Source organism: Acinetobacter sp. ANC_7588, from assembly GCF_056783995.1.
On record NZ_JBWYIU010000006.1, the window covers coordinates 146184 to 168868 of the forward strand.

A 22685-nucleotide genomic window follows, 5' to 3' on the forward strand; every position below is an offset into this window, starting at 1 on the left:
ATTAATTTATCTTGTGGATAATATTGATGATAAATGTGTAGATAACTATGAGGATAACTGTGTGGAAATTAACCAGAATGAAAAAGTTGATGTTCCTCAATGGGTAACAACTTGGGCTGAATATATCCTAAATCAGTATCTTTCATCAGATGATTTAAATGAACAATCCATTAACACCATTGAACAAGTTCTGATGGCATCTACTGTCGGCGATAGTTGTATTGATTTGAAAGGGGAGGTTATCCAAGATCTGAGTAAGTTGCTCGTGAGCGCAGAGCTTGCAGAACAACAGGTCGCGCCTTTTGTTTATGATCAGAACTATTTGTATTTATATCGCTATTGGCAATTAGAGCAGCGTTTAGCTCAACAAGTTTATCGTTTAAAGCAGCAAACGATAGTGCCTGTAGATTGCACAAAATATGAAAAATTATTAATCGATCCATTTCAAAAGCAAGCCTTAGAAATAGTATCAAGGCAAGCGCTGAGTATGATTACAGGTGGTCCGGGTACAGGGAAAACGTATACTCTAGCGCGTATTATTGCCGTATTAAATGAGTCGAATCATCAGTTAAGAATCGCAATGGCTGCACCGACAGGGAAAGCTGCACAGCGAATGAAAGAAGCATTGCAAAACTCATTAAATGACGATGCAATGCTCAATATGGGTTTGGATATTGCCCACTTAAAGCAGCAAAATACGTTAACGATTCACCGTCTTCTAGGTTTAGGGCATAGCGCTCAACCTAAATACAGTCTGAAAAAGCCATTACCCTATGATGTGGTGGTGATTGATGAAGCCTCAATGCTCGATCTCAATCTCGCGACGATGCTTTTTGAAGCAATTCCAGACCAATGTCGTTTGATCTTGTTAGGGGATGCACAGCAGTTGGCCTCGGTTGATGTGGGGATGGTATTGGCGGATTTACAACAAGTAAAAGCGCTTAATGACCATCACGTCAATTTAGTGACCAGTCGAAGATTCAAAGCAGGTGCAAAAATCGGTGATTTGGCAAGGTTCATCCAGTCACATCAATGCTCACCACAAAGCTCGAAAGTTGAGGTATTGGCTAAATTTGAGAAGGAGATTTGTAGAGCATCTGAAATCCAACAGATTAATTTAGCTGAGCTTCAAGAGGATCTTGTTCAACTAGAGTATTTGAATAAAGAATATTCAGATCAAGATTTAAAAGCCTATTACCTTAAATTAAGCTCGGGGTTTACGGATTACTTTAAAGCACTCAACCTTTATGTCAGAAATGGATATCAGCAGCAGGATGTGGCTGAAATTATCCAAAAATTTGATGATTATAGGATCTTAGCTGCAGTGAGACATGGACATTTGGGATTGAATCGTTTGAATGATGAAATTGAAAGGGAGCTATTTCAGCACATGCGGATATCACGACACGACCTTTGGTATATTGGTCGCCCTGTCATGATGACATATAACGATTATCAACTCGGGCTTTCTAATGGTGATATTGGGATATGTCTCAGACATCGCCAGTTTGCTGATCAATTTGAAGTATATTTTCCAAGTCTTGACCAATGGTTTCCAGCATCACGTTTACCAAAGTCAATGCAAACCTGTTATGCGCTGAGCATTCATAAGTCGCAAGGTTCTGAATTTAAACACACTGCAGTTGTATTAGATGAGTTTGCGTCACGTCTATTGAGCCAAGAATTATTGTATACCGCGATTACGAGGGCAAAAAAAGCAGTCAGTTTATTGGTGGATACTGATGCTTTATTTGAGGCAATAAACATTAAAACAATAAGAAAAACAGGTTTATTGAATAAATTAAACACTTTATTTATATCTAATATTTAACGATTGGTTGAAAATAGAAAACCTTTGTAGGAAATATCTTACAAGGATTCGAGAAATTGGCGCATAGAGCTTCGTACAATTTTTTGCGATGATTGCTTGCATAAAAGGTTCAACACGGAAAGTTGAGCAATATCGCATAATTACAATAATTTATAGTCGAGAGACTGCGAACTTACAATGATGTAAGTGATAAAAGAGGAAACTTACAGCCGCTAAGCCTTGTAGTTTTGGGAGAGACTACAGGGCTTTTTTATATACATATAAGATTAAATTGATTACATAATGTACGCAATTTCTTACATAAAGATCAGAAAACTGCGACTTGTGTTGCATAATGAATCTGGCAAAATAGTCATATAAGGAAATGAAACCTTAAGAACAAGGACCGTATTAATAATAAATGTGTGTGCAGCACTTACAATAAAAATATAAATAACAGAATCATAACTAAAATATAAGAATCTACAGCGCAAAAAAGGCCCTATGACTTGTCATAGGGCCTTTTTTAACCGTTTATCTCAATCTTAATTTTTAGGCATCTTTATACTTGTTTTGACTTAACGATTCTATTAAAGTGAGTAAAAATTATCACTTTACAAAAAAACCATGAAAAAATTCATAATTTTAATCATTTTGGTGAGTGTTGTTCTGTTTGGGTTGTATAAATGTTTTAAGCCTGCAGATCAAAACACTTCCTCAGTCGCTCAGATTGATTCTCTATCTGCTCCTGAGAGTGGACAGCAAACGCCAATATCGCCTAACGAAGATCAAGTCGAAGATTTAAATGAGTCTGAGAAGATGCCTGTTACTGATTCTCCAGATTTAGTAGATCCGAAGAGCGATTTTTCGATTAAGCCTATTGATCCAGAAACTGATCCAGCCAATCAAGTGTAATTTTTTACCCTGCGCACTAAAAACATAACAACGGAGAACAATTATGTTTAAAACTTTATCATTAAGCGCATGTTTGAGTGTTTTGATGGTCGGTACTGCAATGGCTCAAATGAGTCCTGTAGCAGCTAACGCTAAATTGAACAATCAGGCAAAACAAAAAGTGTCGAAAGGTGGTATTAATCTGTCGGCATTATTGAACAACAGTTCAAATGATCTAATCGTTGAATATCATATTGACATTAATCATTTAGAAAATAATCGCGCTCAACTTCGTGAACATCTTGCTCAAAAGAAGCAATCGATTCAATCGAACTTTAAGCGTTTAGGTGGTATTCAATTACTACGCGATTATAATGCCTTACCATATAGTTTTCATCGCGTTCAAAAGCGTGACACGCTCGTAAGCTTATTGAATGACCCGAATGTAAAAGCAATTTATCCAAATAATATTTCTTATACGACAGCATCTCAAAGTCTACCATTAATTGGTCAAGTGCCTGCAGCTGCGCAAGGCTATACTGGTGCAGGGACAACAATTGCTATCTTAGATACAGGTATTAATTACCAACATTCAGACTTTGGTAATTGTACAGCGCCAGGTGTACCATCATCCACTTGCAAAGTTTCGGATTCTATTGAAATTGCTCAAGAAGACGATACATTAGAATTAGATGTTAATGGACATGGAACTAACGTTGCAGCAATTGCTTCTAAAGTTGCACCAGATGCAAAAATTGTCATGCTTGATGTGTTCACCGGCAGTACAGCTAGAACTGGTGGTGGCGCAACCGATTATGACATAATTGGTGCCTTGAACTGGGTAGCGAACCATGCCCAAAGCAAAAACATTAAATCAGTAAACTTAAGCATTGGTAATGGACGTAGTTATTCCTCAACTTGTACTAGTTCCGTACTTACAGATTCTTTTTCGAAGTTGAGAGGCTATGGGGTATTACCAGTAGTTGCATCTGGCAATGATGGCCATCTGAGTGGTATATCCTATCCAGCATGTACTGCGGGTGCAGTCAGTGTAGGGGCAGTTTATGATGCTAACGTAGGTTCGATTGCATTTAGCAATTGCTCTGACAGTGCAACTTATAGCGACAAAGTAACGTGTTTCAGTAACTCGAGTCGTAATTTAACTTTATTGGCGCCTGGTTCACGTATCACCGCTGGCGGATATACAATGGATGGTACTTCAATGGCTGCACCTCACATTGCTGGTGCTGTTGCTGTGTTACGTGCGAATAATGCTTTCCCGAATGAATCTCTGGATCAAATTGTTGCACGTATGACGTCTACGGGAACTTTGGTTACGGATCATCGTAACTCAATTCGAACACCTCGTTTGAATTTAATTGCTGCGTTAAATGGTGCTCCATCTACTCCAGCACCACAACCCCCTGTTATTGACCCACCTGTAGTGACGCCAACTCCTACGCCAACACCAACGCCAGCACCAAAACGTAACTGTCGTACTTTCTTTTTTGTGACAATCTGTAGTGGTTAATTAATAGCTAATAGATGAAAACTTTAAAAAAAGGCATCTAAATGATGCCTTTTTTACATTGATATTAAACACGTTCAGTTTCAGATTGATCAGTTCCAAATAACGCGCGTCTTTTTTCCTTAGGAATACTTGGGCATTGGTTGGATATTTGATATAGCACTTTTGCTAAAGCGGCTAAATGTGTGCCTAACACAGATTTCCCTGTATTTAAGAACGATACACTGATATCCCGTTGAGGATCTGCCCAACATAAAATATTCGAGAAACCTAGATGACCAAAAGCTTGTCCAGTATTTGGGCCAAATACACCGATTGGATTACTGCCTAACATCGGACCAAGTGCATAACGCATAGGTGCTAAAAGGTTACGGTCTATTGTTGTATTGGATGTAGGGAGTGTTGCTCTGAAAACCGTTTCTGAATTGATAATTTGCTGGTCTTGATAACGACCACCATTAAGTAACATTTCAAAAAAGCGATTGGCTTGTTCAGCACTGGTGTAAATATTTCCTGCAGGACAGACGGTATCCATAAAACGGGGATCATTGGTGACATCCACTGCCAGTTGCAGTCCTCCGCCTAATACACGATTGAGATATAGGTCAGTCCCCAAAACAGGGTGAATCCCAGTTGGATAATTTTTTGCAACTAAATGACGTAGTTCTGGTTTTAAACCATAGTTGAAGAAAGGTAAATTCATTGGTTTTTCAATATGTTCGTGCAAGTAATCACGAATATCTTGTCCTGTTACACGTTCAACCAATTCTCCTAAAATATATCCAGCAGTTACAGCATGATAAGAGAGTTGCGAGCCTACGGGTGCAATCGGTTTTGCTGCATAAAGATGCTCCAGGATCCCTTGACGATCAAATAAAAGCTCTGGAGTGACCTCAGTTTCAATTTTAGGAATACCGCCACGGTGTGATAACAAATGAAATATGGTGGCGCGTCGTTTACCGTTAACACCAAACTCTGGAATATAGCGACTCACTGGATCAAGTAAGTTAATTTTCCCTTGTTGATCTAACAAATGCACTAACATGGCATTAACGATTTTAGAGGCAGAAAACATACAGACCGGTGTTTCTGGTGTCGCAACTTTAGAAGGGTCTGTTTGATAGTTTGGACCAAGTTCTGTGTAACCAATACTGCGATTAATTAATATCTGACCCTTGCGACGTAAACACATACTGATCATTGGATGATTGCCAGTACGATAAAGTGCTTCAACACTGTGCCAAATTTTATCAATTTGCTGTTGCGTCATTCCCCCAAGTTCTGGCGCAACTTCGTCTTTATGACGAGTGATCGTAGTTAAGTCTTTTGGTGCTATGCACGTATTTGTAGAGAGTAATTTCACGTTCATTCCATGTTTCATTGTTTTTATAACAGGCAAGTTTGCCCTGCCAAAAAACAAAAGTCAGTATCTTTAACGACATGAATTGATGATTGTTTCTGCCAGAAGTTATTGAGCGGATAATTTTGCTTTTTGAGGGGGGTTCCTTTAAAATAGCACGCTGCTGTAGTGATGCACGGCAGTCAATTCCGCTTTGAAGAGCGTCATTGATTTGTATCAAATACTTTTAAATAAGCATCTCGGAGAAATCGAATGGCTTTAACAAACGCAGATCGCGCAGAGATCATTGCTAAATTTGCTCGCGCTGAAAACGACACTGGTTCACCAGAAGTTCAAGTAGCTCTTTTATCTGCTCAAATCAATGACTTACAAGGTCACTTCAAAGAGCACAAACACGACCACCATAGCCGTCGCGGTCTTATCCGTATGGTTAACCAACGTCGTAAGCTTCTTGACTACCTTAAAGGTAAAGATGCTACTCGTTACAGCGATTTGATTGCTGCTTTAGGTTTACGTCGTTAATTCGATTTAAACTTTATTTTCGGATTATTGCATGTTGAATGCTGTATTGCTGAAAACTAAAGGCGATCTAGTTTCGACTAGATCATGGGGAAGGGGCGAATAGTTTCGCTCCTTCTTTGTGTTTAAAAATAGTGTTTCTAGTGAGGTCGGCTTCTAAGCTTTGTCATTTAAAACCTGTGTTGTGAATGCCAAACCTTAGGGGTCTCCACTAGAATAAAATCAGGAAAAAATAGAACATGTCGATGTTTAATATTATTCGTAAAGAATTCCAATTCGGTCAGCACCAAGTTGTGCTTGAAACAGGCCGTGTGGCGCGTCAAGCAAATACAGTAGTGATTACCATGGGTGGTGTGACTGTATTGGTTGCTGTTGTTGCTCAACCGACTGCGAAAGCAGGTCAAGACTTTTTCCCATTGACTGTTAACTACCAAGAAAAACAATATGCTGCAGGTCGTATCCCAGGTGGTTATGGTAAGCGTGAAGGCCGTGCATCTGAAGCTGAAACTTTAATTTCACGTTTGATCGACCGCCCAATTCGTCCGTTGTTCCCAGAAGGTTATTACAACGAAATCCAAGTGACTGCGACAGTTGTATCATCTGACAAAACAATGGAAGCTGACATTGCTGCAATGTTAGGTACTTCTGCTGCACTTGCAATTGCAGGTACACCTTTCCGTGGTCCAATTGGTGCTGCACGTGTCGGTTTAATCAACGGTGAATACGTTCTTAACCCAAGCCACGAACAACTTGCTCAATCTGATCTTGATCTTGTCGTTGCGGGTACTGAAGCTGCTGTACTTATGGTTGAATCAGAAGCGAAAGAACTTTCTGAAGACCAAATGTTGGGCGCAGTTCTTTTTGGTCATGACGAAATGCAAATTGCAATTCAAGCAATCAAAGAATTCGCAGCAGCAGCGGGTGCAACAGAGTCTACTTGGACTGCACCAACTAAAAATGAAGAACTTCAAGCAAAATTAAAAGAAGCATTTGAAGCGAAAATCTCTGAAGCATACACGATTGCGGTTAAGCAAGACCGTTATGCAGCACTTGATGCACTTCATGCTGAAGCAATTGCGCAATTCGTTCCTGAAAATGATGAAACAGGTATTGCTGATGAAGTGAACGAATTATTTGAAGACCTTAAATATCGTACAGTTCGTGACAATATCTTGTCTGGTAAACCACGTATTGATGGTCGTGATACTAAAACTGTTCGTGCAATCGACGTACAAGTGGGCGTATTAGATCGCGCTCATGGTTCTGCATTGTTTACACGTGGTGAAACTCAAGCACTTGTAACAACAACTTTGGGTAACACGCGTGATGCATTAATGGTGGATACCCTTGCAGGTACGAAGACTGATAACTTCATGCTTCACTACAACTTCCCTGCATACTCTGTAGGTGAAACTGGTCGTGAATCGGGTCCTAAACGTCGTGAAATTGGTCATGGTCGTTTGGCACGTCGTGGTGTTCAAGCAGTTCTTCCACCAGCTGATCGCTTCCCGTACGTGATTCGTATCGTATCTGACATCACTGAATCGAATGGTTCGTCTTCAATGGCGTCTGTGTGTGGTGCTTCTTTATCACTTATGGATGCAGGTGTTCCACTTAAAGCGCCAGTTGCAGGTATTGCAATGGGTCTAGTGAAAGAAGGTGAACGTTTCGCAGTTCTTTCAGACATTCTAGGCGACGAAGATCACCTTGGCGACATGGACTTTAAAGTAGCAGGTTCTGCAAACGGTATTACTGCACTTCAAATGGACATCAAGATCGAAGGTATTACTGAAGAGATCATGGAAGTTGCATTGAATCAAGCGTATGCAGGTCGTATGCATATCTTGAATGAGATGAATCAAGTGATTTCACGTGCTCGTCCTGAAATCTCAATGCACGCACCAACATTCCAAGTGATCAGCATCAATCCTGATAAGATCCGTGACGTGATTGGTAAAGGCGGCGCAACTATTCGTCAAATCACTGAAGAAACCAAAGCAGCGATCGATATCGAAGATAACGGTACAGTACGTGTATTTGGTGAAACTAAAGCAGCGGCAATGGCTGCAGTAGCGAAAATCCAAGCGCTTACAGCAGAAATTGAACCAGGTACAATTTACACAGGTAAAGTCATTCGTATCGTTGAATTCGGTGCGTTCGTCAATATCCTTCCTGGTACTGATGGCTTGCTTCACATTTCACAAATCTCGAACGAGCGTATTGCGAATGTGACAGACGTTCTTACTGAAGGTCAAGAAGTTAAGGTACAAGTTGCGGATGTTGATAACCGTGGTCGTATCAAACTTACAATGAAAGACATTGAACAAGCTTAATCATTTAAGCTAATTCTAAGCCTTGTGTGGTGCTTCGTTTAAACGAGTGTTACACAAGGCTTTTTTTATGGCATGATCAAAATGTTCTCATTTAAAAATAACTAAAATGCAAAAGTTTAATTATTATTATCATCAAGGTGACGGGTATATTTATCTGAGTGAAGAATTATCGACTGATGTTGATGCAGAATTTATATGGTTGAGTTTTGAACGCCACGAATTGATTCAAAATACAGAGACGTGGCAACGATATATTTTTGAGAACACTGGAATTCTGTTGAACGAATTTCATCTTAAAGATATTCAAAACCTTGAGCATCCTTGCGTATTTGATGCATTGGATGATTATGATTTGTTGATCTTTAAAAAATTAATCACCCCAGATGACCACATACAAATTCAGAATGGTCATTCAGCTGAACAACAAACTGCGGACATTGTTACAACGCCGGTAAGTTTTGTCATGACATCAAATGTTTTAATCACAGTGCATGAACGAGGTAATTGTGTATTTGAAACATATCTTGAAAGAGTGCAGGCGATTCAAACACGACCTATAGAGCAACAAAATATTCCACGAAAATTAGCACAGAGCCCTGTAGATATTGTGCTTAGATTACTGAATATGATGGTGGATGGCTATTTAGGTTTACGTGTGCCACTAACCAAACGTGTGGAATTTTGGCAAAGAGAACTATTACAAGGAAATCAAAAATTTAATCGATGGAATCAACTGCTGCAAGAGATCACGGCTTTTCAACAAGTTGAAAATTTGTGTGAAGAACAGGTTGAATGCCTACAAGAATTAAGAGATGAAGTTGTCGAAAATTATCATCATATTAAAGCTAAACGTAAGGCAGAGAAGCAAAATTTAATGCTCGTCCGAATGGATGATTTAATTAGCCATATTGAAAGAATACAAAAGCACAGTGTTCGGTTAAACCATGCAGTACAAGCCGCTATCGATTTGCACTTTTCAGCAGTGGCCAATCAAACCAATGAAAATATGAGAATTTTAGCAATTATCACCGCTGTATTTGCACCACTGACTCTTCTTACAGGTATTTACGGAATGAATTTTGAATTTATTCCAGGATTAAACTCACCGCATGGCTTTTGGTGTATGCTCACAGCCATGTGTGTGACAACACTTTTGTTAATTTGGTATTTTTATCGTAGACAAATGGTCGGACGCGGTGAAAAAAGTGTGATGGAATTGTTGGCTCAACAAAACCAGCAGCAACAACTCGGTTTGTTTGCATTTTTGGAGTATGAACCGATTCAAAAAACATTGAAAGGTACGCTCCGAGAAATGGGACGTTGGACTCGATTAAAATAGTCAACGTCACATAAGGCACTTATGCTTTAAGTCAGAATGATAAGTGCCAGATTCACCGTTATTTTATAATATTAAATTGAAATTACTGGGTAAGGTTCATCTGCGCTTGTTTGAGCAAACGATACATTTCATCTTTTAATTTAAGTTTTTTTCGCTTTAGAAACTCAATATCATCATTAATTACATTAACTGGATTTAGTTCCAAATGCGTAATTTCATGATCTAGCGTTTCATGTTCCTCGAAAATTTTAGCGAAGTGAGGGTTTTCTTCTCTTAAAGGCTGAATAAGTTCACGGAACTCAGGGAAAAGGTTTTTCAGCTTTTTATTGCATTCTTTAACTTTCATTGATGGTTTAATCCTTTCATTCTAATCAATAAAAAATAAATGCATGTAACAGTACATGCATTTATGTGGGCTTGCTTTATTTGAAGTATTTCACTTGCTTGCGCAATTGTTGTACTTCATCTATCAGATCCATCATCATGGCGACGGCAGGGAGACTTGCTTCAAAATCCCGTTGCAAGCGATAAGCTCTCCGTGCTCGAGTAAGTTCTTCACCAAAAAATTGATGGATTTTTTGCTCAGAACGAGCTGGTAGAATTTCATATTCAAGTAATTGCAAAACCCATTCAGGACTTTGTCCGCATGCTTGGGCAAAATGCTTTAAATCAAAAATACATTGGTCATCAATGATTTCAGCCTCTAAATATCCATTTTTGTACACTTCTCGGTACTGAATCGTTGTCATGATTCACCTCCTTCATCACGAGGGTTGAAATGTGTAAATGCTTGAGCAAATTGCTCATATGCCTGTTTTTGCTGCGGGGATTCTGCTCTTGGATAAACAATATTCAGGATTAGATAAAGGTGTCCCGGGGGGGAAGAGGGAATCCCTTTTTCTTTAATACGGAGTTGTTTGCCATAAATTGTATGTTGAGGAATGCTGAATTTGATCTTTCCAGAGGGGGTTTTTAGCTCGATGTCTTGGCCTAAAGCAGCTTCCCAAGGACTAATGTTAATGTGATAGTAAATGTCTGCCTGATCGACATATATGCTGTCAGTGGTTTGATAATGGATCTGTATATAAAGATCTCCATTTTCACCGCCCGATAAACCAGCTTGTCCTTGACCTTTGAGTCGAATTTGTTGACCGTTTTTCATCCCTTTCGGGATTCTAATTTCAAGGGTTTTTCGCTGAACTTCAGGTTGTCCATATGCATTAAAAGTGGGTATACGCAATTGGATGGATTGAGTGACACCTTCAAAAGCGACTTGTAAGGGCACTTCTATACTGGCATGTTGATCTTCACCACGAATCGGCTGGGATTTATATTGGTGTGAGCGCTGTGCATAACCTCCACCAAAACCTGTTCCAAAACGCCCAAACAAATCTTCAAAGCCAGAAAATTCATGATTTGTATGGTTTTCACTATCCGAGAAAGGAGACTGACTATTCAACTGATCGAGTTGTTGATCGTACTCTTGTTTTTTTAAAGGATCACTTAATGTGTCATAAGCCGTATTAATCGCCTGCATTTTTTTTTCGGCATCAGGTGCTTGACTGATATCGGGATGGTATTTCCGAGCCAGTTTTCGATATGATTTTTTTATTTCCTCAGGACTCGCATCGCGATCTAGTCCGAGTTCCTCATAATAATTATTTGCCATTAAGCAAAAATAACCGTTGATTAACTTTTAATCATTATGAGCAGACTTTCGAAGACTACAATATGTTCAGATGGTGAATAATTGTTTCAATTTCTTACAACAAAAAAAATCAGCAAGTAAAACTTGCTGATTTTCGAAGAGAACTGTTTAGGATTAACTGAGGTGCTCGCCGAATAGACCAAGAGCTTCTTCAGCAGTAAATCTGTATTGAGTGTTACAGAATTGACAGTCCATGGTAATAGGGTTCTGTTGTTCTAAAATTTCACGCACAGATTCAGCACCCACCTGAATTAATGCTGTAGAGCAACGCTCTTTAGAACATGTACAGCCAAATTGAAGTTGTTCAGCTTCAGGTAGTCTGACTTCTTCTTCATTATATAAGCGATACAAAATTTCTTGCGCATCCAGCTCAGTAAGTTCATCTGTTTTTAAAGTTTCAGTGAGCATGGTTAGACGAGGCCAGATATCTTCATCAACCTTTTGCTGCTCTTCATCATTGTTACGCGGTAATAATTGAATCAAAAGACCACCAGCGCGTTGAGCAGTACTAGCTAAAACGATCTTGGTTGGAATTTGGGCAGATAAATCATAATACTGCATGAGGCATTTAGCTAAATTCGGCTGATCTAAAGGCACGATACCCTGATAGCGTTCGCCAAATTCAGGTTCAATATTAATAAATAAAACTGGACTGACCAAAGTTTTCAGAACGATGCTGCTGTCTGATGCTTCTTCAAAACGTGGATCAGCTTCATATTCAGCTAATCCGCGTACTTCACCGAGGTGATTACATTCAGCCATAGCCCATTTTAAGGTGCCAGAAGCTTGAATTTGGAGGCTAATACGTCCCTTAATTTTAAGTGTGCTGGCCAACAATGCAGTTGCACTGAGCATTTCGCCCAATAAAATTTGAATCGCAGGTGCATAGGCGCGTTGCGCTAAAATTGTTTTAAGCGTATCTTCAAGATGTACGACTTCACCACGAACAGGGCTGTTATCAATAAAAAAACGTTGACGTAAATCAGACATAAAATTCTCCAAATCCCTGTCTAGATGGTGACGATATTGTAAATCACAAGTTAAAATTCTTCATCTCGACAAACATTAATTTGGTTTTGCGAGTGCTTAGCGCGTCGTTCTACAGAACTTACTTCAGAATCAATGGTTTCATCTAAACTTTCTAAAAGTGGTTGATGTTGTTGCGCATCATTTTCAAAAATTTGTTCGAGTTCCGCTAAGAAATTTCGATAGCTTTCAAAGACTTTTTGATCATCCGTATAGATGCGTTGTTGCTCAGCTAATAGACGCTCATCATAGTCTCTAAATATTTCAATACTATGTTGAGCATGTTCTTGACTTAAACCTAACGCGGTTAAGGTGCGAAATGCCATACCGAGTGAAGATAGAAAAGTTTCACGCCAAATATGCTCAATGCCTAAGTCTTTAAGTAAATGCATATGATGTCGATCACGGGCACGGACGATGAGTTTGAGCGTTGGATAATTCAAACGTAAATGGCGAGCAATATTCATCGACATTTCCACATCGTCTACAGCAAGTACAAATGCCTTAGCATGCTCGATGCCTGCAGATCTCAATAAATCAGGGGAGGAGGCGTCTCCATAATAAATTTTACCACCGTACTTTCTCACAAAATCAATTTTTTCTAAATTATTATCAATGGCTGTAAAGCTGACATGATTGAGATAAGCAACGCGCGCCACTATTTGTCCGACGCGTCCAAAACCTGCAATGATTAATGTTGAATGAGTGTCTGGTAATGGGACATCTTCAGCGCTATCAGTCTTTCGATCAAGATATGGAATGAGCCATCGTTGTGCAAGCCAGAAAATGACAGGGGTGAGTGCCATCGAAATTGCAATGATCAGAATCGTAGGGGATAACACTGCTTGAGTAATTAAACCTTCGGTATTCGCAACAGCTAAGATCACATAAGCAAATTCTCCTCCTTGAGCAAGACAAATGGCAATCAATACACTGGTTTTGCATTGAAATTTAAAATATCGCGCGATTGCAACCATGCTTAATATTTTTATGATGATCAGCACGAATGCCCCACCAAAAATGAATAGCGGCTGATCTACGAGGAGATCAATCGGTGTCATCATGCCTACGCTCATAAAGAATAAACCGAGTAATAACCCTTTGAAGGGTTGAATGCTCGATTCCAGTTCATGGCGAAACTCAGAATCCGCGAGTAATACACCTGTCAGAAAAGCACCGAGCGTGGTGCTTAATCCGAGCATATCCATAAACAGAACGACAGCCAAAACAATGAAGAGTCCAGCAGCCGTAATGAGTTCAGTGGCACCACTCTGTACAATGAATCTAAAAAATGGTCGCATCACATAGCGACTAAATAAAAATAAGCCAGTAAACGTTGCAACAACAGCGGCAAAATAAGCAATACCATGATGTGTAGACTGATTTCCCGCGAGTAGGGGAATCAGGGCGAGTAAAGGAATAGCGGCAATATCTTGAAACAGTAAAATAGAGAAAGATTGCTGACCATGCGCGGTATTCAGCTGCTGCTTTTCTGCAAGTAATTGCATGACAAATGCTGTAGATGATAAAGCAAGGGCAAGACCAATTACGACACTAGCAGCAAGATGCTGTTGGAAGAACAGCCAAATGGTTGCGACAAGAATTATACCTGTGATCAAGACTTGAGCACTTCCAATCACAAATATAGAGTGACGCATATTCCACAAGCGCTGAGGGCGTAATTCTAGGCCGATTAAGAACATCAAAAAAATCACGCCGTACTCAGCTAATTTCATTAATGTTTCGGCATCATTGGTCACATTCAATGCACTTGGACCAAGTAATATTCCTGTAAACAAATAACCTAAGACTGTCGCAATACCAATTTTTTTTCCGAGCGGAACAAAAATTAATGCGGCAGCTAGAAAAATTGTGATTTGTAACAACAATGGCATTGGCCTTCCCTAAAGTGGAATGTTGGACTGATGAAATTGTAATCGTGTCTGCTTTAGCTGTGTAAATTTAATTCAGGTCTTCGACTTTGATAATTTAACTCTATTCATGATTAGCTTAGCTCTTGAGGATCTATATCAATACTGAGCTTCATCGTTGAAGGTTTTTGTTGAAGCACAAATGGCCACCATTCTCGTATATAGAAATGCATTTTTGCACGATCTGATGACAATAAAACCACATGTGCCTGATAACGCCCAGCCTTTCGCTCCATTGGCGCAGGAATTGGACCCCAAATCTCAATCAGCTCACCAGTATGTTGTTGGAGCGATTGTGTCATATTGGTTAAAAAATTGAGATTTTCTTCCTGACTACGCGATTCACAACGTATTAATGCTGCATAGCGCATTGGAGGGAGTAAAGCAGATTGACGATCATGAAGTGTTTCACGAGCAAAAGCACGATAGTCTTTATTAATGAGCGTGTTGAGTAGAGGGTGATCAGGTCGTAAAGTTTGTAGATAAACCTCACCTTTTTTTTCACCTCGTCCTGCACGACCTGCAACTTGAACAATCAATTGGGCTGTTCGTTCCGTTGCTCTGAAATCAACACTGAGTAGGCCACTATCAATATCTAAGATTGCAACTAAGGTTACATACGGAAAGTGATGACCTTTGGCTAACATTTGCGTACCAAGTAAAATCATCGGTTTACTTTGATGAATTTGCTCGTAAATTTTTTGCCAACTACCGACACGGCTCGTGGAATCACGATCTACTCTGACCACAGGAAAGTCTGGAAATAAATGTTGTAAATTCTCTTCAACTTTTGCCGTGCCCATTCCAATAGGCTTCAAGGTGTGTTGCTGACAAGAGGGGCATTGATCAGGCAGTCGATTAATTGTCCCACAGTGATGGCAATGCAGGTGCTCATATGGTTTTTTATGAAGCGTAAAATGTGCATCACAATGGGGACAATTGGCTTGCCATCCACAGCTTTCGCAGATCAGGACAGGTGCATAACCACGTCTGTTTAAAAAGATCAGTACCTGTTCTTCTTGATTGAGTCTTTTTTGAATTTCTTTAATGAGTTGTTCGCTTATACCATGCTGTTTTTGAGCAATCTTTAGATCAATTAAATGAATTTTAGGTAAGCTTGCACCTGCAGCACGTTCATCGAGTTTCAGAATCGTTAATTTTTTTTGCTCCACCAAATGATATGAGTCAATACTTGGTGTTGCTGAGCCAAGGACAATGGGGCATTGCTCTAAATAAGCGCGATAGAGAGCAACATCACGTGCATGGTAGCGAAAACCTTCTTGTTGTTTGAATGACAGGTCATGCTCCTCATCTAAGATAATGAGCCCTAAATTTGGCATGGGGGTGTAAATCGCAGAGCGTGTACCAAGAATAATGGAGGCCTTTCCTGTTTGAGCATATTGCCAAGCTTGGAGGCGCTTTGTGTCATTCAGTCCGGAATGCAACAAGACAATATTGCAGTGAAAGCGAGATTGAAACCGACTGATAGTTTGAGGGGTTAAGCCAATTTCTGGTACCAGTACCAATACTTGCTGACCTTTTTGTAAAACCTCTTGCATGACTTGCAAATAAACTTCAGTTTTTCCGCTTCCAGTTAAACCATCGAGTAAAAATGCTTGATAGCGATTTTGTGCTTTTAAAATGGATTGAATTGCTTTTTTTTGATCATCATTTGCAGTCAATGGCATTTGAGCCAGCTGTACAGGTTCAGGACTAAAGTCCTGCTGAATCAATTTACATTCGACGATTTCTTTCTTTTCAAGCGCTTTTAATGTTGCTGTTTCCACACCACTCAAATTCAGTATCGTCTCGGCAGTCCCTTGAGGGTGTAGCTTTAAAATTTTATAAGCCTCTTGTTGTTTTAAAGATCGAGCCACTTTCTTTTCAGCGTCTAAATTTAAAACTTTCCAAGAGTGAGCTAATAAATTATAGGGTTTACCCTGCCTTAAAAATGTCGGCAAAGTGGTATGCATGACTTCCCCAATGGGGAATTGATAATATTGAGCAGACCACTGCGCGAGCTGAATGATCGTATCATTGAGTATGGGTTGCAGATCCAAGATTTCAGTGATGGGTTTCAGTTTGATTTTCGGATCTAATGGCGTTTCCGGTGCGATCTTTTCGAGTACGATTCCGACTAAGTTTTGACGACCAAACGAAACAAGAACACGGCAACCTATGTGTATAGTTTGGTATTGTTCTGCAGAAACTTCATAATCAAAACAATCATATAGATAAACTGGCACCGCGATGCGCACTCGATAAACAATTTGGCTTAATTCTGAAATATTTGTCATATATAGTCGTCAATCAATATGGTGAAAACTTATCGTGGATAACCAATGCTTGTGATAGAGTGTTCAAGTTGTTGCAAGTGATCAATATGAATGAAGAGAACGGTCTAAGGCAACTCTTAAGACATCATAATTAGGAAAATTAGAGCATTATCATGCCCGCATATCAATATACTGCCATCGATGCTTCAGGAAAGCAGCAAAAGGGTGTGCTAGAAGGTGATTCAGCCCGACAGATTCGACAACAGCTTCGGGATAAACAATGGATTCCAGTACAAGTTGATGCTGTAGAACAAAAAGACAAGCATCGAACTGGTGGTTTTTTTCAAAAAAAGTTTACAGCTTATGACTTAGCTTTGATGACTCGCCAATTATCCGTATTAGTTGCAGCGGGGATCCCACTTGAGGAAGCATTAAGAGCAGTTGCCAAACAAAGCGAAAAAGCTCACGTGCAAAATTTGATGTTATCTGTAAGATCAAAGGTTTTAGAAGGTCATTCCTTGGCTCAAGGGATGCAACAATCTGGCAGATTCCCTGAACTTTATATTGCAACGATTGCTGCTGGTGAGCGATCAGGACACTTAGATCTTATTCTCGATCAATTGGCTGATTACACTGAAAATCGCTTTGCGATGCAAAAGAAGATTCAAGGTGCAATGATTTATCCTATTATTTTGATGTTGATGTCTTTCGGTATCGTGATGGGACTCATGACCTATGTAGTGCCAGACATCGTTAAAACCTTTGACCAAAGTAAAGATGCGCTACCTTGGATTACGGTTGCTTTAATGAAAGCCAGTGATTTTATACGTCAAGCTTGGCCATTTGTATTGGTCGCGTCGGCGTTGGGATTCATTATATTGGTGCGTTTTTTAAGGACTGCCGCAGGGCATTATGCTTTTGATCGTCTCACGTTGAAGTTGCCATTATTTGGAAAACTATCACGAGGTATTAATGCCGCCCGCTTTTCAAGTACCTTATCTATCTTAACGCAATCTGGTGTTCCTTTGGTCGACGCGTTGAAAATTGGTGCAGCAGTAAGTAGCAATTGGGTTATTCGAGATGCAGTCAATGTCGCGGCTGAAAAGGTCACAGAGGGTGGAAATTTGGCGACGCAACTTGAACGCTGTGGTTATTTTCCACCGATGATGGTGCAAATGATCAAAAGTGGTGAAGCCTCGGGTGAGTTGGATCGAATGTTAGAAAGAGCTTCGACGATGCAAGATCGAGAAGTTACCACATTAATTTCGACATTATTGGCGTTGCTGGAGCCACTAATGTTGGTGTTAATGGCTGCGATTGTATTGGTGATCGTGATTGCTGTCATGTTGCCAATCGTCAACATGAACAATATGATTTAAACAGATTCAATAAATTCTAATAATGAATGAAACAGCGAGTGAAAATATGCGAAACAAGATGAAAATGCGAAAACAATCTGGTTTTACCCTGATCGAAGTGATGGTGGTGATTGTGATTTTAGGTGTGCTTGCAGCACTGATTGTGCCTAATGTCATGGGTCGTGGTGAGAAAGCGAAGGTTGATACCACAATCATTACGCTGAAAGGTGTTGCAGGTGCATTAGATCAATACAAATTAGACAATAACCAATATCCATCGATGCAAGATGGTGGCTTGGATGCCTTAGTCAATCAACCAGCTTCAGCAAAAAACTGGTTACCTGGTGGTTATGTGAAGGGTGGTTATCCTAAAGATAGTTGGGATAATGATTTACAATATGTGATTCCCGGTTCGGAAGGTCGTGCATATGATCTTTATTCATTCGGCGCAGATGGAAAGCAGGGTGGTGAAGGAAATGATGCTGATATCTTTTACACACCATAAATGAAAATCATTATTAAAAACCATTCATGGTATTAATCACTTCACTTAATCGAATTAATAAATATTGAGTGAAGTGATAATCTTTATTATTTAGAAATATTAAACCAAATCATTGATAATTATAATTTTTAAAAATAAAGGTTTTTTGAGATTTATAATAAGAATTATTCCCATATTTAATGGTTACAAGAAACAGAAAATATGAAGAAAATTAGGCTTTTTATTTTAATTATTCCCTGCATAATGGAGCTAACAGCTTAGCTTGATAATAAGGGGGAATGATGAAAGCATTAATATTGTCAGATGAAATCAATTTATTTCATTGGACTGTGCTCAAGTCTGCACTGCTTATTTTGAGCTTATTGCCTATCAGTCATCTATTTATTGATCTTTGGTCAAATGCAGATGCAAGCAGTCAAATCATGATCGGATTTATGGCGATTAGTGTATTTAGTGCGATTACGATTTTAAGTTTTTATAGTGCACTTAAAGCATCTATTTTGACGCTGTCTGATGTATCTTCAACATTTGAAGCGCTGCTCATTAAAATTTATCGATCTATTCCCATGTTGAGTTTGATGGCAATGCTGTCTTACCTCACAACACAAATTTAAAAAAACCGAGCATATTTGCTCGGTTTTTTTGATATAGAACGTATATTTGATTTGAACCAAGTGTTATCGACGAGATTTAAAACTGACATCGACAACACGTGGTCTAAAGAACCAACCCATCATCAATAAAATCAATGACAATCCCAATATTGGCCAATCACTGAATCTCGTATACCAAGTTTGCCCTTCCATTGCAGGTAGATCACCACGAAGAACCGCTTTTTGATCAATTGGGGCTTGGCTGACGATTTCCCCTTTGTGGTTGATAAAAGCAGTTACACCTGTATTGGTTGCACGAATAAACCAGCGTCCATTTTCTTTTGCTCGCATTTGTACCATTTGTAAATGTTGCCACGGACCAGCCGTACCCGTAAACCACGCATCATTTGAAACGGTGACGAGGAAATCACTATTTAGTGCATTGCGTCGGGTTAGGTTCGGATAGGCAACCTCATAACAAATCGCAGCAGCTAATTTGTGGTTGTGAATTGAAAAAGGAGCTTGATCCTGCGGACCACGTGAAAAACCGCTCATTGAAGGATCATTTTGAAGCGCAGGTAACACCCAACTTAACAGGCCAGACAGCGGAATATATTCACCAAAAGGAACGAGACGCTGTTTTTTATATAAGCCTGTAGCTTCATCACCAGATGCTATCATGGAGTTGTAATAACGCGGATAACCCAATGCCTTAGATTCATTTAAATCCCAATAAGGAATGCCTGTTACCCAAGCTGTGTTGGTACTTTTGGCTTGCTGATCCATTGCATCTAAAAATGGTTCAATATCTGATTGAAACATTGGGATAGATGATTCAGGCCAAACCACCAAGTCACGTCCCCATTCTGATCGTGTTAATTGTGCATAGATTTCAAGTGTCTTTACTTGATACTCAGTTAACCACTTTAAATCTTGAGGAATATTACCCTGGATTAAAGAAACGCTCAGCGGTGCAGATTTTCTTTCTTCAACAAAAGTTAAATGGGATGCGCCCCATGCACCTAGCAATACAATTGAAACTGGAATAGCCCAAAAGTAGCGTTTTCGTAGCAGTTCAACAAGTGCAGATGCAATGAGAATGACCACGAAAGAAACGGCAAATACACCAAATAAAGGTGCATAGCTATCTAAGAAGCGCTCTGTAAAAGCATAACCTGCAAATAACCAAGGGAAACCAGTAAATACCCAAGTTTTTGCCCATTCAAAGAATACCCATAAAGGGGCAAAAGTAAGTGGTGTTTCTGGAAAGAATCGACGATATATCCAAGTTTGTATTGCAGTAAATAGCCCCATCACCAAGGCCATAATCGCAATCATGATGACACTTAAAAACGCAGATGTATCACCATACACATGGATAGAGGTGTATAACCAGAATGCACCTACAAACCATAATCCAAAACCGTAAGCCCAACCGATGAGGAATGCTTGTTTAGAATTCCGCTTACTGAGTGTGGCATATAGCAATGCTGGCGATAATATTGCCAGCCACCACCAATAAAAAGGTGCAAGTGCGAGACTAAAAGTCGCACCTGCTGTTAAAGCAATAAGGAGTGGATAAATGAAAGGTAATGATTTTTGTTTTTCTGAAGGACTCAATAATTTTTGAAAATAGGCTCTCATTTACGCACAGCTCGAATCAGATGAATAGTACGGACATCTGCTTCCACAATGGTAAATTCCCAATCTCCCAATTCAATCACTTGGCCTTGAAGATCGCTGACTAAACCAATTTCTTGCAGTAATAGTCCACCCACAGTTTCCACTTCATCATCGGAAAATTCAGCATTTAAAACATTGTTAAAATGTTCAATTGGTGTAAGTGCTTGAACTAACCACGTGTTACTGCTGTTGCTGGTTTGATCTGGAACAATGAAATTGGCTTCTTCATCGACATTGTCATGTTCATCTTCAATTTCACCCACAATTTCTTCAAGAATATCCTCAAGTGTCACTAAACCCGAAGTAGAACCGTATTCATCAATCACAATCGCAATATGTGTTTGAGTGTTTTTTAGCATTCGGAGCACTTGATCAGAACGCGCGCTTTCAGGCACAAAGATCGGTTGGCGCATCAGCGAATGTACATTTACTTTCGAATCACGATCTTTTAAGAAAGGTAAGAGGTCCTTTGCCAAAAGGATACCAATGACGTTATCAGGTTGATCTGTTGAAAATACAGGGAAACGTGAGTGCGCTGACTCGATGAGAACATCAAGAATATCCAATAACTCATCATCTTCTTGTAAGCTGACCATTGAAGTTCGTGGCGTCATGACTTCACGAATTTTAGTCGCTGGAAGGTCAAAGATTCCCTCGAGCATCGCTACTGTATCTGGTTCGAGTAGTCGACGTGAATCTTGTACAATTTTTAACAGTTCATCTCGGGTTTCTGGGGCTGTGCCTAACCATTTGCGTAAGCCACGCATACCCCACGATGTACCTGATTCCTCTTGCATGATCTTTCCTAAAGACTCTTCAATTGAAAAAATAAGTTTTAATCATACCGAAGAAAATACGCTTGTCTATTGGTAAAATTTTGATTCCTAATGATCTATTTGATCATAGACCACTGTATTTGGAGTCTTTTTCTGAATTTGGGAGTGAAAAGATTGAATTATGATAAAATAATCGCCCAATCTTTTAAGGGCGATATTGAATGTCTGATTCTCAAGTTCAACCTCAAATCCAGTTGAATACACGTGGTTTACGTTGTCCAGAACCGGTGATGATGTTACATCAAGCCATTCGTAAATCTAAGTCTGGTGATGTGGTGGAAGTATTTGCAACAGATAATTCAACTTCTTGGGATATTCCTAAATTCTGTATGCATCTTGGTCATGAATTGCTGTTGCAAGAAGAACGTTTAGATGACAATGGGAACAAAGAATTTCATTATTTGGTAAAAAAAGGTTAGCCCGTCGTGAATTAACGGTTGAAACAATTCATATCGTTTAAAATTGATTTTTTCGTGTACAATTTGGGTTAAGAATATCTAAATAATAATGATTAACTCATTTTGACATGAAGAATTTCATCAATAATATTCAGCGTACGATTGAACAGCTCGGTCTAACTGCCCAAAACAGAGCCCTCCACATCCAATTCAGTCATTCACAACTGAATAGCCAAGTCTTCCTACAACGCATCGATGGCAGCCATGCCCTTAACGAAGGCGTGCAAGCAGAACTCATCTGTCTCTCGACCAATGCCTTAATTCCACTCAAACAATTCATCGGCACACAAGTGGCCGTCGATCAAGTCACCGATCAAGGCACCCTGTTTAGAACTACAGGCATCATCACCGAAGCCTCACAAGGACAAAGCGATGGGGCACTGACCCTCTACAAACTTACGCTTAACGATGCAACCTCACTTTGGCACAAACGCCGCAACAGCCGCGTATTTATGAACAAATCCGTGGTCGAAGTGGTGGAAATCCTCTTTGAAGAATGGCAAAACAAAAGCCCACTCTTTGCCTCGA

20 protein-coding genes are annotated in these 22685 nt (G+C 39.6%); 11 read left to right on the forward strand and 9 right to left on the reverse strand.

The features are described 5' to 3' along the window. Positions 1–61 precede the first annotated feature (61 nt). The 3 genes from recD to AC1M9J_RS07780 all read left to right on the forward strand — a co-directional run bounded on the left by recD (position 62) and on the right by AC1M9J_RS07780 (position 4235). On the forward strand, positions 62–1831 hold the full coding sequence (gene recD, locus AC1M9J_RS07770; RefSeq protein WP_481607854.1) for an exodeoxyribonuclease V subunit alpha: 1770 nt from the start codon (positions 62–64) through the stop codon (positions 1829–1831). 606 nt (positions 1832–2437) lie between these two features. Then, positions 2438–2725 (forward strand): hypothetical protein, encoded by a 288-nt coding sequence (locus AC1M9J_RS07775; protein ID WP_035264045.1) that lies wholly within the window; start codon positions 2438–2440, stop codon positions 2723–2725. Positions 2726–2768: 43 nt separating this feature from the next. Then, entirely contained in the window at positions 2769–4235 is a 1467-nt protein-coding gene (locus tag AC1M9J_RS07780) for a S8 family peptidase (RefSeq protein WP_481952116.1), read from the forward strand. Positions 4236–4299: 64 nt separating this feature from the next. Here AC1M9J_RS07780 and AC1M9J_RS07785 read toward each other — a convergent pair whose 3' ends face one another. After that, positions 4300–5595 carry a serine hydrolase domain-containing protein gene (locus AC1M9J_RS07785; protein ID WP_092767411.1) on the reverse strand — a complete coding sequence of 432 codons (1296 nt, stop codon included), beginning with the start codon at positions 5593–5595 and terminating at the stop codon, positions 4300–4302. Between the two features lie 249 nt (positions 5596–5844). Here AC1M9J_RS07785 and rpsO point away from each other — a divergent pair, with 249 nt between their 5' ends. The 3 genes from rpsO (at position 5845) to AC1M9J_RS07800 (ending at position 9783) form a co-directional block, all read left to right on the forward strand. Continuing rightward, positions 5845–6114 carry a 30S ribosomal protein S15 gene (rpsO, locus tag AC1M9J_RS07790; protein ID WP_035264047.1) on the forward strand — a complete coding sequence of 90 codons (270 nt, stop codon included), beginning with the start codon at positions 5845–5847 and terminating at the stop codon, positions 6112–6114. 242 nt (positions 6115–6356) lie between these two features. After that, a complete protein-coding gene (gene pnp / locus AC1M9J_RS07795; RefSeq protein WP_180028184.1) occupies positions 6357–8444 on the forward strand; it encodes a polyribonucleotide nucleotidyltransferase in 2088 nt (695 codons plus the stop codon). Between the two features lie 106 nt (positions 8445–8550). Next, on the forward strand, positions 8551–9783 hold the full coding sequence (locus AC1M9J_RS07800; protein ID WP_481952117.1) for a magnesium transporter CorA family protein: 1233 nt from the start codon (positions 8551–8553) through the stop codon (positions 9781–9783). A gap of 82 nt (positions 9784–9865) precedes the next feature. Here the strand turns inward: AC1M9J_RS07800 and AC1M9J_RS07805 are convergent, their stop codons facing one another. From AC1M9J_RS07805 to AC1M9J_RS07830, 6 genes are all read right to left on the reverse strand, one after another. After that, entirely contained in the window at positions 9866–10129 is a 264-nt protein-coding gene (locus tag AC1M9J_RS07805) for an HP1242/YdcH family protein (protein WP_481586754.1), read from the reverse strand. 76 nt (positions 10130–10205) lie between these two features. After that, entirely contained in the window at positions 10206–10532 is a 327-nt protein-coding gene (locus tag AC1M9J_RS07810; RefSeq protein ID WP_035264056.1) for a chaperone modulator CbpM, read from the reverse strand. Continuing rightward, positions 10529–11452, reverse strand: a complete 924-nt coding sequence (locus tag AC1M9J_RS07815; protein WP_481596141.1) for a DnaJ C-terminal domain-containing protein — start codon at positions 11450–11452, stop codon at positions 10529–10531. The genes AC1M9J_RS07810 and AC1M9J_RS07815 overlap by 4 nt, the downstream gene beginning before the upstream one ends. A gap of 153 nt (positions 11453–11605) precedes the next feature. Continuing rightward, on the reverse strand, positions 11606–12481 hold the full coding sequence (hslO, locus tag AC1M9J_RS07820; RefSeq protein WP_035264061.1) for an Hsp33 family molecular chaperone HslO: 876 nt from the start codon (positions 12479–12481) through the stop codon (positions 11606–11608). A gap of 50 nt (positions 12482–12531) precedes the next feature. Continuing rightward, complete coding sequence (locus AC1M9J_RS07825; protein WP_481596142.1) at positions 12532–14412, reverse strand: monovalent cation:proton antiporter-2 (CPA2) family protein; 1881 nt, start codon at positions 14410–14412, stop codon at positions 12532–12534. 110 nt (positions 14413–14522) lie between these two features. Continuing rightward, positions 14523–16745: a primosomal protein N' gene (locus tag AC1M9J_RS07830; protein ID WP_481597487.1), complete on the reverse strand. Its 2223-nt coding sequence runs from the start codon at positions 16743–16745 to the stop codon at positions 14523–14525. A 152-nt stretch (positions 16746–16897) separates the two neighbouring features. Here AC1M9J_RS07830 and gspF point away from each other — a divergent pair, with 152 nt between their 5' ends. From gspF to AC1M9J_RS07845, 3 genes are all read left to right on the forward strand, one after another. Then, positions 16898–18103 carry a type II secretion system inner membrane protein GspF gene (gene gspF / locus AC1M9J_RS07835; RefSeq protein ID WP_481590406.1) on the forward strand — a complete coding sequence of 402 codons (1206 nt, stop codon included), beginning with the start codon at positions 16898–16900 and terminating at the stop codon, positions 18101–18103. Between the two features lie 58 nt (positions 18104–18161). After that, on the forward strand, positions 18162–18587 hold the full coding sequence (gspG, locus tag AC1M9J_RS07840) for a type II secretion system major pseudopilin GspG (RefSeq protein ID WP_228143111.1): 426 nt from the start codon (positions 18162–18164) through the stop codon (positions 18585–18587). Positions 18588–18868: 281 nt separating this feature from the next. Next, the gene (locus AC1M9J_RS07845; protein WP_481952118.1) at positions 18869–19201 is read left to right on the forward strand and encodes a hypothetical protein; all 333 of its coding nucleotides are present in this window, start codon (positions 18869–18871) and stop codon (positions 19199–19201) included. 63 nt (positions 19202–19264) lie between these two features. Here AC1M9J_RS07845 and lnt read toward each other — a convergent pair whose 3' ends face one another. Together lnt and AC1M9J_RS07855 are read right to left on the reverse strand one after the other, a co-directional pair. Then, the gene (gene lnt, locus AC1M9J_RS07850) at positions 19265–20824 is read right to left on the reverse strand and encodes an apolipoprotein N-acyltransferase (protein ID WP_481952119.1); all 1560 of its coding nucleotides are present in this window, start codon (positions 20822–20824) and stop codon (positions 19265–19267) included. After that, a complete protein-coding gene (locus AC1M9J_RS07855) occupies positions 20821–21660 on the reverse strand; it encodes an HlyC/CorC family transporter (protein WP_092767211.1) in 840 nt (279 codons plus the stop codon). Before AC1M9J_RS07855 ends, lnt begins: the two co-directional genes overlap by 4 nt. Positions 21661–21860: 200 nt before the next feature. Here AC1M9J_RS07855 and tusA point away from each other — a divergent pair, with 200 nt between their 5' ends. Together tusA and AC1M9J_RS07865 are read left to right on the forward strand one after the other, a co-directional pair. Beyond that, complete coding sequence (gene tusA / locus AC1M9J_RS07860) at positions 21861–22118, forward strand: sulfurtransferase TusA (RefSeq protein ID WP_035264077.1); 258 nt, start codon at positions 21861–21863, stop codon at positions 22116–22118. Between the two features lie 107 nt (positions 22119–22225). Next, positions 22226–22685 (forward strand): phage late control D family protein (locus AC1M9J_RS07865; RefSeq protein ID WP_481952120.1); only part of this gene is annotated, 460 nt, incomplete at its 3' end.